The sequence below is a fragment of the Streptomyces sp. NPDC058289 genome (assembly GCF_042880975.1).
Lineage (GTDB): Bacteria > Actinomycetota > Actinomycetes > Streptomycetales > Streptomycetaceae > Streptomyces > Streptomyces stoeckheimensis.
This window is the reverse complement of record NZ_JBHVYI010000018.1, coordinates 1-16073: the sequence shown is the minus strand read 5'-3', so window position 1 is coordinate 16073 and position 16073 is coordinate 1. Positions and strand designations below refer to the sequence as shown.

Sequence of the window (16073 nt, the reverse complement as noted above, 5' to 3'; positions counted from 1 at the left end):
TGCGGAGCTTTGTCCGGCCCTTCACTCGTATGGCCCACCCGCCCTGCGGGGACCGCCCCGGGCCGCGACCCTGGGACGCACCACGGACTTTTCTGGAGGGCTCGGCACCCATGGAACAGGCGCAACAGCCCGCATCGCCGCAGCAGCCCGCATCGCTCCGTCAGATCCTCCTCGCCCCCGGGACCCTGCGGCTGCTCGCGCTCTCGGCGCTCATCGGCATCCCGGTCTCGCTGTTCGCCTTCGGCTTCGTCAGCCTCGAACACGAACTCCAGCACTGGGTGTGGCACACCGCGCCCGACCTGCTCGGCTACTCACGCGCCCCGTGGTGGTGGGGCCTGCCCACGCTCACTCTCGCCGGGCTGCTGGTCGCGCCGATCATCACGCGGATGGCCGGCGCGGGCGGACACGTCCCGGCCCACGGCTTCGGCGGCCCGCCGACCATGCCCCGCGAGACCCCGAGCGTGATCCTGGCCGCGCTGGCCTGCCTGCCCCTCGGTGTGATGCTCGGACCCGAGGCACCCCTGATGGCGATCGGCAGCGGTCTCGCCCTCCTCAGCGTCCGCGCCGCCCAGCGCGCCACCCAGCCCGAGCTGGCCACGGTGCTCGGCATGGCCGGATCCACCGCCGCCATCAGCACGATCTTCGGAAGTCCGCTGATCCCGGTGGTGATGGTGCTGGAGGGAGCCGCCCTCGTGGCCGGGGGCCCGCGGCTGTTCGTACTGATCCTGCCCGCCCTGGTCGCCAGCGGGGTCGGAGCCCTGGTCTTCACCGGCTTCGGGCACTGGACCGGCCTCGGCATCGGCGCGCTGACCCTTCCCCAGGAACCCGCCGCAGGCTTGCCCGACGCGGGCGACTTCCTGTGGGGCGTCCCCATGGCCGCCCTGATCGGGGTCCTCGTCGCCCTGGGCAAGTCCGCCGGCCTGCGCGTGCACGCCTGGACGGGCGCCTCCGTACAGCGGATCGTCCTGTGCGCGGTGGCCGTCGGCGTCTGCATCACCGCTTACGCGCTGATCACCGGGCGCTCCCCCGAGGAGGTGGCACTGTCCGGGCAGAACACCGTCGGCCTGCTAGCCGCCGACCCCTCGTCATGGGCCGTGGGGGCGCTGGTGGCCCTCTCGCTCTTCAAACTGATCGGCTGGAGCATCGCCCTGGGCAGCCTCCGGGGCGGCCCGATCTTCCCGTCCATCATGATCGGGGCGTCGATCGGCATCGCCTTCGGCAGCCTCCCCGGCTTCGGCATGGCCCCCGCCCTGGCGGCCGGCATCTGCGCGGCCGCTGTGGCCGGTACCCGGCTCCCGGTGACCGGCGCGGTCCTGGCCGCCGCCCTGCTGGGCAAGGAGGCCCCCACGCTGATGCCCCTGCTGGTGATCTCGGCGGTCACGGCGCTACTCGCCTCGGCCCTGATCGACCGCCAGCGCCCCGCGGACCCGGCCCACCTCCAGCCGCCCGCCGCGGCCGACTGAGCCGACCGGAAGACCGGCCGGGAAGGCGACAGCCACTGAGTGCAGTATCGACGCTACAGAAGGTAACAGCGGGTTGGGGAAGACAGTTGAGGCATGAACGTGGCCACAAGGCCAGACTGTGCCTTACCCCGTCCAGGCACTGGCTGCCGCTTTCGCTGACCAAAGACCTCCCTGTTGGTAAGCGCTCGAACACGAACGCGGCACGGCTGCGGCGCCTGGAGAAGTCCAAGGAACACAAGCGGCGTACCCGCGAACCGGGCGAGAAGAACAGCAAGCGACTGACCCGCACCTACGACCAGATCGCACAGCTCCGCGCAACAGCCAAGCGCCGGGCAATCGACGGGCAGCACAAGACCACCACCGGCATCGCCGAGAGCGCGGACACCAACGCAAGCCGCAACATCGACCACGCCGCAGGACATGCGGTGTCAGGACTGCTGAGCCCTCGCCAATAGGCGGGCAATGAAGCGTCAACCACCCACCGGGCCGCCCTGTGACTCGGACGGGATTCCGCCCCATTCACGAGGCGGAGGATGTCAATGGAGCGGGAGCAACCTCACGCTCAAACTGGAGGCCGATATCTCCAAGAGCGGGCTCATCCAGTGGATCAGCAAGCTCATGCGAGGGCCCGTCCCCAGCCCGTGACGGGTGGGGGGCTCACGGCCAGGACAGGCGCCGCCGGTGAGCCGTACCGGTGCCCGCAGGGATCGAAGACCAGAACCACCGGCTGCCCCGGACGCTGACGCCAGGAGATGCGTTCCGGGGCGTCTTCGCACACCGGGCAGCACGGCAGCGGACCCGCCTGACCCATCGGGCTCAGCGAGGTCGATGGGCTCACCGGCCGCGACGGGCTCAGCCGCCTCGGCTCCGTCCGGTGCTCGGGGGCGGCCGCGAGCTGCGTGGAGTGCGGATCGCTCATGGAGACTCCCTGGTCGTGCGGTTGGACTGCTCGCACTGTGCCATGGACGTGCCCCTTGACGCACGGGTGAATCCTCCAGTGTTCCGGCGATGTTCCGGCAGGTCAGGAGTGTGCGTCCCGTGCTCCACCCGCCGCTCCCCCGGGACTTGGCGCTCAGCGCGGCCCGCCGGCCACCTCCACCACACCCGATTCGTAGGCGGCGATGACCGCCTGGGCCCGGTCGCGGACGCCCAGCTTGCCGAAGATGCCGGTGATGTGGTTCTTGACCGTGGAGACGCTGATGTCCAGCTCTGCGGCGATCTCCGCGTTGTCGAGTCCGGTGGCCAACAGCTGCCAGATCTCCCGCTCCCGGGGTGTGAGTTCGGCCGGGACCTGCGCCGTCCGCCCGGCGGGCCGCACGGGGCCCCGTACGTACGTGGAGATCAGCCGGGTCAGCAGGCGCGGCGCCACCGCGGCCTCGCCGGTGTGGACGGTGCGGATCGCGGCGGTCAGCTCCTCCGGGGACACGTCCTTGGGCAGGAACCCGTAGGCGCCGGCCCGCAGGGCGGCGACCACGTACTCGTCCATGTCGAAGGTGCTCAGCGCCAGGACCCGGCACTCCGGCAGCAGCCCGGCCAGTTCCCCGGTGGCCCCGACCCCGTCCAGGACCGGCATCCGGATGTCCATGACGACCACGTCGGGCCGCAGCCGCTCCGCGAGGGCGACCGCCTCGGCCCCGTCCCCGGCCTCGCCGACGACCTCGAACTCCGGCTCGGGGGCCAGGATCAGGGCCAGGCCCCTCCGGACGAGCGGCTGGTCATCGGCAATGAGCACACGGATCATCCGCGTTCTTCCTCTCCCTCTCCCCCGGGCGCGTCCGGACCGGGCGGCGCCGGCAGGCGCGCCGCCACCCGAAATCCACCGCAGTCCAGGGCGGCCGCCTCCAGGGTGCCGCCCTGCAGGGCGACGCGTTCGCGCATTCCGATCAGACCGTAGCCGGTACCCGGAGCCGCCCGCGAAATGGCCGGCCGGTCCCCCGCCCCGTCGTCGCGGACCTCCACCGTCACCTCGTCCGGAAGGTACGTCAGCCGTACCTGGGCCCGGGCCCGCCCGGCGTGCTTGCGGGTGTTGGTCAGCGACTCCTGGACGATGCGGAACACCGTCAGGCCGAGGGCCGGCGGCAGCGGGCGGACCGGCCCGTCCACGGTGAACCCGGTCTCCAGGCCGCCGAGCCTGGCTTCGGCGACGATCCGGTCCAGGTCGCCGGTGCCGGGCTGGGGGGCCGGCGGGGTGTGTTCCGGTTCCTCCCCTGCCCGCAGCACGTCGAGCAGCTGCCTCATCTCGCGCAGTGCCATCCGCCCGGACCCCTCCAGGGTGACCAGGGCCTCGTGGGCCACCTGCGGGTCGTGCGCGAGGTTGGCCCGCGCTCCGCCGGCCATCAGCTGCATGGTGGTGATGTGGTGGGCCACGATGTCGTGCAGCTCCCGGGCGATCCGGCGGCGCTCCTCGGCCACGGCCCGTTCGGCGAGCAAGGTGCGGTTGGCCTCGGTCTCCTGCTGCCAGCGGCGCGTCAGCAGTGCGGCGGCGACGACGAGGAGGACGGCGACCGTGTTGCCGAGCAGGCCCGTGATGCGGCTCGTCCCCCCGAAGCCCCCGCTGCCGATCACCGTCAGCGGCACGGCCGCCAGGGCGGCCGCCGCCGTGACCACGGGGCCGCGCACGCGGGCCACGGAGTACAGCGCGACGATCGCTCCCGCGGAGAAGTGCGGGCCCTGTGAGGTGATCAGGTTCAGCGCCACGCCGAGGGCGAGCACCGCGCAGAGCACCGCCACCGGCCTGACCCGGCGGGCCAGCAGGCAGGGCGCGGTCAGGACCACCAGGGCGACGGCGGACACCGTGAGGGGCCGGCCTGCCTCCGCGGCGCCGAGCGAATAGCCGGTCAGGTCCACGACGACGGCCCCGATGGCCACGAGCGCGTCGTTGCGGGTCCAGTTCAGGGTCCGGATGCCGTTCAGGGTCCGGATCCGGTTCAGGGTCCGGATCCGGTTCAAGATCCGTGCCCCGCTCGAGCCCCGGGCGCCCTTCGAGTCCCGGGCCCGGTTCACGACCCGGTCCCGGTTCGCGTGGAGGGGCGCGCTCCCGCCCGCCCCGTCGTCCGTTCTGATCATCGGCATGCTCCATTTTCGCATCGGGGCGGCCCCGGACCGTGAGCCCTGAGGCGGAGCCCGGACCGGGACCGGAGTCCTGGTCGGGGGCCCGGACCGGCCCGTGCTCCCGGGTGGGAGCTCCTCCCGGGACCTGACGTTTCGGGGTGCGGGCGCTGATGAGCTGGTGAGCAGGCCGGGGACCCCCGGCCGCCGCCCCGTTACGGAGGACACCTTGATCCGCGCCCTGACCGCCTTCGCCACCCGAAGTCCATGGAAGGTCATAGCCCTCTGGGCGGTACTGGGCATCGCCCTGGCGATCCTCGGCCAGGCGCTGGTCTTCCGCGCCACGCAGGCCAGTACCGGCGAGTTCCTTCCGGACTCCTACGATTCCGCGGCCGCGCTGAAGGTCGCCGAGGAGCACTTCGGGGTCAAGCCCGATGCCAACCCGCTGACCGTGCTGGTGGCCCGCGCCGACGGTGCGCCGCTGACCGCCGCCGACGAGCGGCGGATCGACGCGGGGGCGGAGAAGCTGACCCGGCAGCGGATCGTCATGCCGCAGCCCAAGGACACCCCGTCCTTCCTGATGCAGGACCGTTCCCAGCTGCCCCGGATCAGCCCGGCGATGACGGCGCCCGACCGGAGCTTCCGGCTGCTGTCGGTCGAGCTGACCGGCAATCCCATGGATCCCGGAATGCAGAACCTGTACCGGGCCTTCCGGGACCACACCCGGGCCGAATTCGCGGAGACGGACCTGCGGACCGGGTTCACCGCCGGACTCGCCGACACCGTGGACACCGCCGACGCGGAGGAGACCCGGTCGAAGATCGTGGGCGCCGCCATGCTGGCGGTGATCGTACTGCTGCACGTGCTGGTGTTCCGCAGCGTCCTGGCGGCGTTGCTGCCGCTGATCGCCGTCACCGTCATCGGCGGGGCGGCGGCCGGGGTCGTGGTCGGCACCGCGCTCCTGACCGGAATCGAACTCGACGCATCCACACCCCAGCTGATCAGCGTGGTGCTCGTGGGCATCGGCATCGACTACTTCCTCTTCCTGCTGTTCCGCTTCCGTGAGCAGTTGCGCAGGCACCCCGAGCAGTCCGGCCGTGCCGCGGCGTCCGAGGTCGCCGCCCGGGTCGGTACGGCCGTCACCTGCGCGGCGCTGACCATCGTCGCCGCGTTCTCCACCCTCGCGGTGGCCACCTTCGGCCAGTTCCGGGTGCTGGGCCCGGCCATCGCCGTGTCCGTACTGGTGATGCTCCTCGGCAGCCTGACCCTGATGCCGGCCATCCTCGCGGTCACCGGCCGCAGGATGTTCTGGCCTTCGCGGGCGCTGAAGCAGGAGCCCCGCGAGGGCGTGGCCGCGCGGACGGGCAACCTGGTGGCTCGGCGGCCGCTGACCCTGGTGCTCGCCTCGGTGGCCCTGCTGGGGGCGCTGGCCGCGGGGATGGCCGGCATGCGGGTGGACTACGGGCAGAGCAGCGCGGGCGGCGAGCGTACGGCTTCGGCGGCGACGGCGGCCGAGATCGCCCGCGCCCTGCCCGCCGGGGTGTCGGATCCGGCGAGCGTGTTCGTGACCGCCTCCGACGGGGGCACCCTGACGACCGAGCGCCTCGGCGGACTCTCCCGCGCGCTGGCTTCGGTCGACGGCGTGGGCCAGGTGGCGCCCACGGTGCTGAGCCAGGACCGCCGGGCGGCCCGCATCGACCTCTTCCCCACCGCCGATCCGCACGGACAGGAGGCCCGTGACCTGGTCTCCGGTCCGGTCCGGGACGCGGTGGCCGCACACCGTCCGGACGGTACCGAGGCACATGTCGGCGGTACGGCGGCGATCTTCTCCGACATCGCGTCCGCCGTGGACAAGGACCTGAAGGTGGTCTTCCCGGTGGCGGCCGCCCTGATCGCGCTGATCCTGTTCCTGCTGCTGCGGAGCCTGCTCGCGCCGGTGGTCCTGATGCTCTCGGTGGGTCTGGGCTTCGCGGCCACGCTGGGTGCCTCGGCGCTGGTGTTCCAGCACGCGGCGGGCCGGCCGGGCGTGGACTTCTCGCTGCCACTGGTGCTGTTCCTGTTCGTGGTCGCGCTGGGCACCGACTACAACATCCTGATCACGGACCGGATCAGGGAGGAGATGGACCGGCCCGGTCCGGCCCGTGCGGCGGTGGCCCGGGCGGTGCGCCACACGGCGCCCGCCATCGCGACCGCTGGCCTGGTGCTGGCGTTCTCCTTCGGGAGCCTGGCCGCGAGCCCGGGGTCCGCGACTCAGCAGATCGGCTTCGCGACGGGTCTCGGGATCCTGCTCTCCGCGTTCGTGCTGTCGATCGTGCTGGTGCCGGCCCTGGCCGCGCTGCTGGGCCGCTTCCTCTGGTGGCCGCTCCGGCAGCGCCCGGTTGCCGAGAAGTCGGTACCGGGCGGCGGCGGGCACCGTGAGCCCGAGCGGGTCATGACCGGCTGAGCCGCCGGCCCGGTCGTGCGGGGGCCGGTGCGCGAAGCTCCGTGGAACGGACTTCGCGCACCGGCCCCCGCACACTCAGGCTCAGGCTCAGGCTCAGGCTCAGGCTCAGGCTCAGGCTCAGGCTCAGGCTCAGGCGAGCTTGTCGACCTCGGGGTGCTCGGCCAGCCAGGCGCGGACGGCCTGCTGTTCCTTGCCCTTCCCGAATTCCTGGATCTTGGCCTCCAGGCCGGTCAGCTGGGCCTCCGTCATCTTGAAGGAGCTCAGCCACTGGGCGACCTTCGGCTCGTCGGCCGCGAAGTCCTTGCGGGCGACGTTGTGGATGCCGTCGCCCTTGCCCCAGGTGCCCTGGGGATCCTCGAGCTTCGTCAGCTCGTAGGAGGCGTACGCCCAGTGCGGCGACCAGAGGACGACCGCCACGGGCTCCTTCTTCTCGTAGGCCCGCTTGAGCTCGGCGAGCATGCCCGGGGTCGATCCGTCGACGACCTTGTACTCGCCGTCGAGCCCGTACTGCGGCAGCACCTTGTCCTTGAGGAGGCCCATCGCGCCGGCGCTGGGCTCGATGCCGATGATCCGGCCCTTGAACTCCCCCGCCTTGCCCTTCAGGTCGGCGAGGGTCTTCACGTCCTTCATGTAGGAGGGGACGGCCAGCTCGATGGAGGTCGGCCCGTACCAGGAGCCGAGGTCGTCGAGCTTGTTCCCGTACTTCTTCCAGTACTCGGACTGCGTGGTCGGCAGCCAGGCATCGGTCTGGAAGTCGACCTGCCCCCCGGCGAGCCCGGTGAAGAGCGCGCCGAGTTCCAACTGCTTGGCCTCGACCTGGTACCCGCGGCGCTCCAGGAGCTCCTTCCAGAGGAAGGTGGAGGCGATGCCCTCGTCCCACGGGATGTAGCCGATGCTGATCTTGCGGCCCTTGCCGATGTTCTCGACACCGGCCCCGCCGACCGCGTTGACCTGCGATTTCCCGGAGTCGCCGAAGACTCCGAGGCCGCCGGCGACCAGGGACAGCACCACGGCCGAGGCCACGGCGAAGACGGGCTGCGGGCGGTGGCTCCACACCTTGGCGGTGCCGGTGGCGGCGGAGCGCGCCTTGGCGAGGGCGCGGCGGCCGAGCGGGGAGACCTGGTGGCCCAGGGCCCCGGTCATCCGGTCCAGATACATGGCGAGGATGACGATGGAGATGCCGGCTTCGAAGCCGAGGCCGATGTCCACGCTGCCGATGGCCCGGTAGACGGCGCCACCGAGGCCGCCGCCGCCGACCATGCCGGCGATGACCACCATGGACAGGCCCAGCATGATGACCTGGTTGATGCCCGCCATGATGGTGGGCAGCGCCAGCGGGAGCTGGACCCGTACGAGGGTATTGCGCGGGGTGGTACCGAAGGCCTCGGCGGCTTCGACGAGTTCGGCGTCGACCTGACGGATGCCGAGCTCGGTCATCCGGACGCCGGGGGCCAGCGAGAAGATGATGGTGGCGATGATGCCGGGCACCACGCCGACCCCGAAGAAGATGATGCCGGGGATGAGGTAGACCATGGCCGGCATGGTCTGCATGAAGTCCAGGACGGGCTTCAGGGTGGCGCTGACCTTGTCGGAGCGCGAGGCCCAGATGCCCATCGGGATCGCGAAGACCAGCGTGACCAGGGTGGCGACCACGACCAGCGCGAGCGTGGACATGGCCTCGGGCCACAGGGCGACGGAGTCGACCAGGGCGAAGCCGGCGAAGGCGAGCAGGGCGGCGAGCAGACCGCGCAGCCACCAGGCGGCGACGGCGAGGATGCCGGCCAGCAGCAGCGGGTTCGGCGCGGACAGGACGGCTTCGATGCCGTCGTAGAGCCCGGTGACGAGCGCGGCGATGGCGTCGAACAGCCAGGACAGGTGGCTCTGGAGGAAGTCGACACCGCTGTCGACCCAGGAGCCGAGGTTCAGGCGGGGCATCAGGCAGCCACCTCCGCGCAGTCCAGCACGGCGCGTCGCTCGTCGCCGATGAAGGCCACGAGGCGGCCCTGCGGGACGGAGCCGACGACGGTGCCGTCCTCGGCGGTGACGGCGACGTCGTGCGGGACGCGGGCGCTGACGGCGCACACGTCGGCGAGCGGGGTGCCGGCGGAGACCGTGGGGCAGCCGCAGTCCGGCCGGCCTCCGGGGTCCCCCGTCATGACGGCGTCGGCCGTCAGCACCCGCGAGCGGTCCACGTCCTGGATGAACGAGGCGACGTAGTCGTCGGCGGGGCGGGTGAGGATGTCCTCGGCCGTGCCCTGCTGGACGATGCGGCCGTCGCGCATGACGGCGATGGAGTCGCCGAGCCGCATGGCCTCGTTCAGGTCGTGGGTGATGAAGACGATGGTCTTGCCCAGGCTCTTCTGGAGTTCGAGCAGCTGGTCCTGCATGTCGCGGCGGATCAGCGGGTCGAGCGCGCTGAAGGACTCGTCCATCAGCAGCAGGTCGGCGTCGGTGGCCAGGGCGCGGGCGAGGCCGACGCGCTGCTGCATGCCGCCGGACAGCTCGTCGGGCCAGGACTTCTCCCAACCGCCGAGCCCGCAGAGGGCCAGCGCTTCGGCGGCCCGCCGTTCGCGCTCGGCCCGGGGGACACCCTGGACCTCCAGGCCGTAGCCCGCGTTCTCCAGCACGTCGCGGTGCGGGAACAGGGCGAAGTGCTGGAAGACCATGCTGATCTTGGTGGAGCGTACGCGGCGCATCTCGGCCGGCGAGAGTGCGGTGAGGTCCTCTCCGTCGAAGAGGATCCGGCCCGCGGTGGGCTCCAGCAGGCCGTTGAGCATGCGCAGCAAGGTGGACTTGCCCGAGCCCGACAGACCCATCACGACGAAGATCTGGCCGGGCTCGACGCGGAACGAGGCGTCGATCACCGCCGCCGTCGTTCCCTCGGCGCGCAGCTCGTCGCGGTCGGTCTCGCCGCTCTCGAGCGCGCGCACCGCCTTCGCGACGTCGGCGCCGTTGTCGGGTCCTCTACCGAACACCTTGTACACGTGCTCGGCTATGAGCGTGGACACATACACCCCAAGGGTCGTACCGGAGACGGCCCACCGGCGTGCGTGCGGCCGGCGGGCCGTGGAGCGCGACGGGATCCGTCCGTCACCCGCGCCCCGGCCGCTGTCGACCGGCGGACGGGTCCGCTCCAGACAGCACTACTGCCCCTACTTAACCCTTGCAAACGGTGAAGTGAGTCACGTCACTTACGCTGCGTCGCCACCCGCACCCGCGGCTGCGCCCGTGCAACCGGATTCCGCTTGCTGCGGGGATCCGGCTCCGGGGCGTTCCGGGTCGGCGAGCATCGAGGCCCGCAGATGGGCGAGCACCCGGGTCAGGAGGCGCGAGACCTGCATCTGGGAGATGCCGAGGGCGGCGCCGATCTGGGCCTGGGTGAGCTCCTCGCCGAAGCGCATCGACAGCATGCGGCGCTCGCGGTCGCTGAGGCGTTCCAGCAGCGGCGCCAGGGTCTGGATGTCCTCGACGCGCTCCAGCGCCGGCTCCTCGGCCCCCATCGTCTCGGCGAGGCTGTGGCCCTCGGTGCGGCCGTCGGTGTGTTCGGAGCCCGGGGCGTCGAGGGAGCCGCTGGTGTGGCCGTTGGCGGCGACGAGCCCCTCGATGACCTCTTCCTCGGTGAGCGAGAGGTGCGCGGCGAGGTCCCGGACCGTCGGCGGGTGGTCGAGGAGCGCGGTCAGCTCTTCCTTGGCCTTGGCCAGGTCGATCCGCAGTTCCTGGAGCCGGCGCGGTACGCGGACCGCCCAACTGGTGTCGCGGAAGTGCCGCTTGATCTCCCCGGTGATGTACGGCATGGCGAGGGAGGCGAACTCCACCTCGCGGGCCGGGTCGAACCGGTCGATGGCCTTGATCAGGCCGATGGTGCCGACCTGGAGCAGGTCTTCGAGGTCGCCTCCTTCGCCGCGGCCGCGGAAGGGTCGCATCGCGAACCGGACGAGCGAGATGTTCATCTCGATGAGGGTCTCGCGGACGTACCGGTACTCGGGGGTGCCCTCGTCGAGCTCGTGGAGCCGGCGGAAGAAGAGCCTCGTCAGCTCGCGCGCGTCCGCGGGGGCCACCTCGCGGGGCTCCGCGATGCGGGGCGGGAGCACGGTGGCCACGGGCTCTCCGGCGGCGGGGCCGGAGGGTCTGCCCACGGCGGGGCCCTGCACGGGGCCGGTCAACCGGCCGGCGCAGGGGCCGGGGCGGCGACCGGTCCGGGGACCGGGAAGCGAGCCCGGCAGGGACTCGGCGCGGGGGCCGGGAAGGGGGCCGGCGGTATGGGAGAACGGGGCGGGGGTCGGCACGGGGTCGCTCCTTGGGCTGGTCGGCTTGCGGCGCATGACCTTGATGGGCGTTCACCCTAGCCGGTTCCGCATCCGTTCCCCAGCTCCCTTCCTCCTAGATCAACCGGGCGGATCCCGGCCGCATTTGCGGCAGGGCTCCGTTCCGGTCGCACATCGGCCGTCCGGCCTCGGTTCCCTCGGCCGTCCGGTCAATTCCCTTGGGCGGCGGGCCCGGTGGCCGCGCCGGAGGGGGTTCCGGGGGCCGCTTGGGCCGTGGTGCCCGAGGTGGTGCGGAGCGCCCGGATCAGGGCCTCGATGCCGGCCTCCGCCTTGGAACGCGGGCAGCCCACGTTGAGGCGTACGAAGCCCGCGCCCTCGGGCCCGTAGGCGGTTCCCGGCATGATCGCCACCTTCTCGGTATGAATCAGCTCACGTTGGAGGACTTCGTCGGGAACCGCGAGGGGCCGGAGATCGATCCAGGCGAGGTAGCCGGCCCTCGGGGGCTGCCAGTCGAGCTCGGGGAAGGCGTGTGCGAGCCGCTCCCGCACCATGCCCAGGTTCTGCGCGACGTACGCGTTGAGCGCGTCGAGCCACGTTCCGCCCTCGCGGTAGGCGGCGATGTGTCCGGCCACGGAGAGGACGGCCGGGGAGGACAGTCCGTCGGCGTCCTTGAGGAGGGTGAGGTAGCGCCCACAGGACTCCGCGTCGCCGAAGATGCCGTAACTGCCGGTCAGCGCAGGGATGTTGAAGGACTTCGAGGCGGAGGTGACGATGGCCCAGCGGGTGCCGGGGCGGCCGTGCAGCGCCCAGGGGCGGTGCCGGTGCGGGGCATGCGCGAGATCGGAGTGAATCTCGTCACTGATCACCGCGACCCCGTGCCGTTCGCACAGCTCTGCCATCCGCTCCAGCTCGGCCGCGCTCCATACGTGGCCGGTCGGGTTGTGCGGGGAGCAGAGCAGCAGGACGGTGGTGTCGGGGCGGGCCAACTCCCGCTCCAGGGCCTCCTCGTCGCCGAGCGGGACTCCGCGCATCTCCCGGTCCCGGGCCGCGAGCAGCCGCGGGAAGGCGTCGTAGGCCGGGGTGTGGACGACGACCCCGTCGCCCGGCGAGGACCAGAGGTCCAGGATCCGGCCGAGCTGGTAGAGGACGGCGGGGGCGTAGGCGATGCGGTCCGCGGCGATCGGGGTGTCGTAGCGGGCGGCGTACCAGTGCCGGACGGCGGAGAGGAAGTCCTCGTGGCGCCAGCGGGAGTAGCCGAGGACCCCGTGCTCCAGGCGGCCGCGCAGGGCGGCGAGCACCTCGGGGGCGGTCTCGAAGTCCATGTCGGAGATCGTGAAGGGAAGCAGGTCCGGGGCTCCGAAGCGGTCCTCGACGTAGTCCCACTGGGTGCACCAGGTGCCGTGCCGGTCGACCGGCGCATCGAAGTCGTACCGGGCGAAGTCGTACGCGGCGAGGTCGTGGATGTCGGCCATGGGTCAGCCGACCGGGGTGAGCTTGGCGAGGGCGTCCTTCACGGACTGCACCTGGGGGCCGATGACGACCTGCACGTTGTGCTCGTCGAGCCGGACCACGGCGATGGCTCCGAGCTTCTTCAGCCGGACGTCGTCCAGCAGGGCGGCGTCGCCGACCGTCATGCGCAGGCGGGTGATGCAGTTGTCGAGGGCGTGGATGTTGGCCGGGCCGCCGAGGGCTTCGAGGAGGGCGACCGGGTCGTACTTGCCGGCGACCAGCTCGGCCTTCGGGGCGTCCGCGTCGACGGCGTCGTCCGCCGCCCCGGAGTCCGCGGGCTCGTCGTCGCGTCCGGGGGTCTTCAGGTTGAACCTGGTGATCGCCCAGCGGAAGAGGAAGTAGTACACGGCGAACCAGATCGCGGCGATCACCGGGACCAGGTACCACTTGGTGGTCGTGCCCTGGAGGACTCCGAAGACCAGCAGGTCGATGACGTTGCCGTCGGTGTTGCCGATGTACACGCCGAGGACGGCGGAGACCAGGAAGCCGAGGCCGACCAGGACCGCGTGGATCAGGTACAGCCACGGGGCGATGAAGAGGAAGAGGAATTCGAGCGGCTCGGTGACCCCGCCGACCACGCACGCGACGACGCCGGAGACGAGCAGTGCCTTGATCTCCGGGCGCATGGTGCGCTTGGCGCAGTGGTACATGGCCAGCGCCGCGCCCGGCAGGCCACCCAGGTACGCGGCCATCTTGCCCTGGGACAGGAACTGCGTCGAGGTGTGCGCCGCACCGGAGGGGGTGGGGCAGGAGAGCTGCGCGTAGAAGAGGTTCAGGGCGCCGCTGACGTTCTCGCCGCAGACCACCCCGGCGCCGCCGGCGTCGGTGAAGCGGAACAGCGCGACGAGGATGTGGTGCAGTCCGATGGGGCGCAGCAGCACCTCGCCCATGCCGAAGAAGAAGGGGCCGAAGACTCCGGCGTGCGCGATGCCCGTGCCGACGGAGGCGATCCAGCTTCCGAGGGTGGGCCAGACCAGCGGGACGAGGAGTCCGACGATGCTCATGGCCAGGGCGGAGACGATCGGTACGAAGCGCAGACCGCCGAAGAAGGCGAGCGCGTCGGGCATCTGCTTGGTGCGGTAGCGCTTGTGGAGCAGGGCCACGATCACACCGACGGCGACCGCGCCGAGCAGTCCGGTGTCGATGGACTTCACGCCGAGCACGTCGGCGATGCCGTAGTGCGCGATCTCGCCCTTGTCCTCGAAGTCCACGCCGCGCGTGGTGAGGAAGAAGTTGACGGCGAGGTTCATGGAGGCGAAGCCGACGAAACCGGAGAAGGCGGCGACGCCCTTGTCCTCACGTGCGAGGCCGAGCGGAATCGCCATCGCGAAGAGGACCGGAAGGAACTTGAAGGCGACCAGACCGGTGTTGGACATCCAGGTGAACGCCAGCTGGAGGGGTTCGTTGTCCAGGAAGGAGAGGTTCTGCAGGACGGCCGGGCTGGAGAGCGAGGAGCCGACGCCCAGCATGATGCCGCAGAAGGCCAGGAGCGCCACGGGCAGCATGAAGGTCTTGCCCAGGCCCTGGAGGAATTCCCAGAGCGCTGCCTTCGTCTTCTTCATGGTGGATCTTTCGTCCGGATTCGGAGGGGGTCTCGCATAAAGATTCCGTTCTGTAAACGGACGGCGCTAAGAGGAGAAGGGCCCCAATCCATAAGGCCCGACGCCTCCCGCGCGCGCCTTCGTGCGGGCGCTCGTACGGGCCTCTTGTGCGGAGCTTGTGAACGCAGCACTCTGAGCGGACGATTCAGGGGGGTCCGATTTCATGATCATGCGATCACATTTACTGCGGCGGTACGGAGCCTCGCTCGCACTCGCTTCGGCGCTCGCGCTCGGGGTGGACACCGGCGCTTCGGCCGCCTCTCCACCGGAGGGTGAGGTTCTGTACGCCGGAGCGCCCGGAGCCGTCGGCGACAGCTACCTCGTCCTGCTGGACCCGGCGCGCGCGGCATCCCGTACGGAACAGGGCCGGGCCGTGATCGAACGGTTCGGCGGCGCGGTCGGCCGGACGTACGAATCGGCCGTCAACGGGTTCTCCGTCAAGATGACGGAACGTCAGGCGCGCCGGCTCGCCGCCGATCCGGCGGTGACCACGGTGGCGCAGAACCGGAAGCTGCGCCTGGACTCCACCCAGCCGAGCCCGCCGTCCTGGGGCCTGGACCGGATCGACCAGCGCAGGCTGCCGCTGAACGATTCCTTCACCTACGCGACCTCGGCCGGCCTGGGCGTGACCGCCTATGTCATCGATACCGGGGTCAACATCAGCCACCAGGACTTCGGCGGGCGTGCCCGGTACGGCTACGACGCGATCGACAACGACTTCGAGGCCGACGATCTGCACGGGCACGGCACGCACGTGGCCGGGACGGTCGCGGGCAAGACCTTCGGCGTGGCCAAGAAGGCGAAGGTCGTGGCCGTCCGCGTCCTCGACTGGAACGGCGAGGGCACGACGGAGCAGGTGGTCGCCGGCATCGACTGGGTCACGCGCAACGCCGTGAAGCCGGCCGTCGCGAACATGAGCCTGGGCGGGGACCCGGACACCGTGCTGGACGCGGCCGTCCGCGGCTCCATCGCTTCCGGGATCACCTACGCGGTGGCCGCCGGCAACCAGAACAAGGACGCCTCCACGCACTCGCCGGCCCGGGTCTCCCAGGCGCTCACGGTCGGGGCGGTGGGCGTCCACGACGCGCGCTCCTCGTACTCCAACTACGGTCCGCTGGTGGACCTCTTCGCCCCGGGCGACTCCATCACCTCGGCGGCCTACTGGAGTGACGACTGGAGCACCGTGATGTCGGGCACCTCGATGGCCAGCCCGCACGTGGCGGGTGCGGCGGCGGTCTACCTGGCCCTCCACCCGACCTACACCCCGGCCCAGGTGGCCTACTACCTGAAGGCCAAGGCCACCACGGGCGCGGTGCTCTCGCCGGGCAAGGGCTCGCCGGTGCTCTCCCTCTACATGGGGAACGCGCCGAACAAGGTGCCCGGCAAGCGCTTCGCCAACGGCACGAACTACAACGTCGGGGACCTCAAGACCATCCAGGCCCCGATCACGGTCAGCGGGGTACCGGGCGCTGCTCCGGCCCAGCTGGACGTGGAGGTGTACGTCAAGCACCCGGACTCCGGGACCCTGCGGATCGACCTGATCGCACCCGACGGGACGGTGTACCCCATCAAGGACGAGTACACGGACTGGGGCGAGACCAACCTCACCGGGCTGTACGGGGTGAACGCCTCGTCCGAGACGGCCAACGGGGTGTGGAAACTGCGCGTGTTCGACGCCTTCGCCGGTAACACCGGGTACCTGGACGGGTGGGCGCTGCGGTTCTGAGCGGGCACTGCCGTTCCG

Annotated in this window: 11 protein-coding genes; 4 read left to right on the top strand and 7 right to left on the bottom strand. The window is 71.2% G+C overall.

Translation table 11 applies throughout. The features are described 5' to 3' along the window. The first annotated feature begins 110 nt into the window (after positions 1-110). Both ACFVX6_RS11825 and ACFVX6_RS11820 read left to right on the top strand, forming a co-directional pair. Positions 111-1463, top strand: coding sequence for a chloride channel protein (locus ACFVX6_RS11825; RefSeq protein WP_389690300.1), 1353 nt, complete (start codon positions 111-113; stop codon positions 1461-1463). A gap of 86 nt (positions 1464-1549) precedes the next feature. After that, positions 1550-1918 carry a hypothetical protein gene (locus tag ACFVX6_RS11820; RefSeq protein ID WP_389690298.1) on the top strand — a complete coding sequence of 123 codons (369 nt, stop codon included), beginning with the start codon at positions 1550-1552 and terminating at the stop codon, positions 1916-1918. A gap of 617 nt (positions 1919-2535) precedes the next feature. Here ACFVX6_RS11820 and ACFVX6_RS11815 read toward each other — a convergent pair. Together ACFVX6_RS11815 and ACFVX6_RS11810 are read right to left on the bottom strand one after the other, a co-directional pair. Continuing rightward, entirely contained in the window at positions 2536-3204 is a 669-nt protein-coding gene (locus tag ACFVX6_RS11815; RefSeq protein ID WP_389690296.1) for a response regulator, read from the bottom strand. Beyond that, the gene (locus ACFVX6_RS11810; RefSeq protein ID WP_389690294.1) at positions 3201-4529 is read right to left on the bottom strand and encodes a sensor histidine kinase; all 1329 of its coding nucleotides are present in this window, start codon (positions 4527-4529) and stop codon (positions 3201-3203) included. Before ACFVX6_RS11810 ends, ACFVX6_RS11815 begins: the two co-directional genes overlap by 4 nt. A 211-nt stretch (positions 4530-4740) precedes the next feature. Between ACFVX6_RS11810 and ACFVX6_RS11805 the strand changes: the two genes are divergently transcribed. Next, a complete protein-coding gene (locus tag ACFVX6_RS11805) occupies positions 4741-6954 on the top strand; it encodes an MMPL family transporter (protein WP_389690292.1) in 2214 nt (737 codons plus the stop codon). Between the two features lie 129 nt (positions 6955-7083). On the opposite strand, the gene ACFVX6_RS11800 is transcribed toward ACFVX6_RS11805, so the two are convergent. From ACFVX6_RS11800 to malX, 5 genes are all read right to left on the bottom strand, one after another. After that, on the bottom strand, positions 7084-8889 hold the full coding sequence (locus tag ACFVX6_RS11800) for an ABC transporter permease/substrate binding protein (RefSeq protein WP_389690290.1): 1806 nt from the start codon (positions 8887-8889) through the stop codon (positions 7084-7086). Continuing rightward, positions 8889-9962 carry a glycine betaine/L-proline ABC transporter ATP-binding protein gene (locus tag ACFVX6_RS11795; protein ID WP_389690288.1) on the bottom strand — a complete coding sequence of 358 codons (1074 nt, stop codon included), beginning with the start codon at positions 9960-9962 and terminating at the stop codon, positions 8889-8891. Before ACFVX6_RS11795 ends, ACFVX6_RS11800 begins: the two co-directional genes overlap by 1 nt. Before the next feature lie 183 nt (positions 9963-10145). After that, positions 10146-11054, bottom strand: a complete 909-nt coding sequence (locus ACFVX6_RS11790) for a SigB/SigF/SigG family RNA polymerase sigma factor (RefSeq protein ID WP_389690286.1) — start codon at positions 11052-11054, stop codon at positions 10146-10148. Positions 11055-11428: 374 nt separating this feature from the next. Beyond that, entirely contained in the window at positions 11429-12691 is a 1263-nt protein-coding gene (locus ACFVX6_RS11785; protein WP_389690284.1) for a MalY/PatB family protein, read from the bottom strand. Positions 12692-12694: 3 nt separating this feature from the next. Continuing rightward, entirely contained in the window at positions 12695-14290 is a 1596-nt protein-coding gene (malX, locus tag ACFVX6_RS11780) for a maltose/glucose-specific PTS transporter subunit IIBC (RefSeq protein ID WP_389690282.1), read from the bottom strand. A gap of 202 nt (positions 14291-14492) precedes the next feature. Between malX and ACFVX6_RS11775 the strand changes: the two genes are divergently transcribed. Further along, on the top strand, positions 14493-16055 hold the full coding sequence (locus ACFVX6_RS11775; RefSeq protein ID WP_389690280.1) for a S8 family serine peptidase: 1563 nt from the start codon (positions 14493-14495) through the stop codon (positions 16053-16055). Positions 16056-16073: the final 18 nt, after the last annotated feature.